Source organism: Streptomyces sp. NPDC002130 (assembly GCF_040296465.1).
Lineage (GTDB): Bacteria > Actinomycetota > Actinomycetes > Streptomycetales > Streptomycetaceae > Streptomyces.
Genome location: NZ_JBEOXI010001105.1, coordinates 1 through 1,143, shown reverse-complemented (window position 1 = coordinate 1,143; position 1,143 = coordinate 1). Strand labels below are relative to the sequence as shown.

The following is a 1,143-nucleotide window of genomic DNA, read 5'->3' as shown; positions in this document are numbered from 1 at the left end:
GTGCCGCCCGCGATCAGCAGATTGCCGTTGGCGAGCTGGGTGTGGCCGGTGCAGAACAGGTCGGCCGGCGTGGGTGAACGAAAGTCTTTCTTGCGTATCGAGCAGTGGACACCTTGGACCAGGTCTACTACCTGCGTCACCGAAAAGTCGCCCGCTGCACTGAGATACAGGTAGGCCTCACTGGGTGTCATACCGGTGTACGAGGCGAGGAAATCGACCGAGAGTTCCGCGCATTGACGCATCGCCTCGTCCAGACTCTCGTTCATCCCGAGGATGATCCAGTGATCGTCGGTGTCGACGAAGGGCATCGCGGCACGGGGCTGAGACAGAGTCTTCACGACGGTCAGTCGGGCGGTGACCCGCAGCGACCCTTCGAGTGCAGTGAGCGCGATCTCGCCGTTGCCCTGCGCGAAGTGCGGGTCGCCCAGGTAGAAACCCGCTCCGTGCACCTGGATAGGCAGGTACAGCGAGGTTCCGACCACCATCTCGCGCACGTCCATGTTGCCGCCGAACGGACCTGGCGGAATGGTGCTCAAAGGCTCGTTACCGGCAGGTGTCACGCCGCACAGTCCCATGAAGGGCCGCATGTCGATTGTCGCTGCGCCACCGCTGAATTCGAATCGTGCACGATCTGCGGTGTCGTCGAGTGGGCAGAACTTGCTGAATACTGCGGGAATGCTGCCGTCGACATCGCGCGGAAGGATTTCCGGCAACGCACCTCGCTGATGCCTGCTCGAGATCACTCCGTAGGGAACTCGCGGTGTCATCTCGAGGAAGTCGACGCGTAACCAGTCGCCGGGCTGGGCCCCGCGCACGTGAACGGGTCCGAGCACCACATGTGGAGCTTTAGGCGCTGTAGGTTTGCGGAGGTCCGATGCAGCCAATTCGATGGCGTCGGCCAGTACTTTCGAGCGGTGGACTCCGTATTGCCGGAAGTAGGCCACGGGGTCGCGGCCTTGGTCTTCCATCAGACCTTCTTGCGAGACCGTGTCGAAAGTGACAGTCTCGCCGCTGTCGAGGGTGAGCACAGGTTCGGTCGTCGCGGTGGGGAGAGTGCCCCAGCTGACTGTGTCCGGTGTGCACCAGAGGTAGTGGTCAGCATCCTCAAGCCGTCCGGGGCGGGCGGCACGGAGGTCACGTACC

Annotated in this window: 1 protein-coding gene; it reads right to left on the bottom strand. The window is 62.8% G+C overall.

Translation table 11 applies throughout. The annotated features are described in order from the left end of the window. Positions 1–1,028, bottom strand: a 1,028-nt coding sequence (locus ABT116_RS48800) for an acetamidase/formamidase family protein (protein ID WP_351648026.1), incomplete at its 3' end; no start/stop codon positions are given. Positions 1,029–1,143 lie beyond the last annotated feature (115 nt).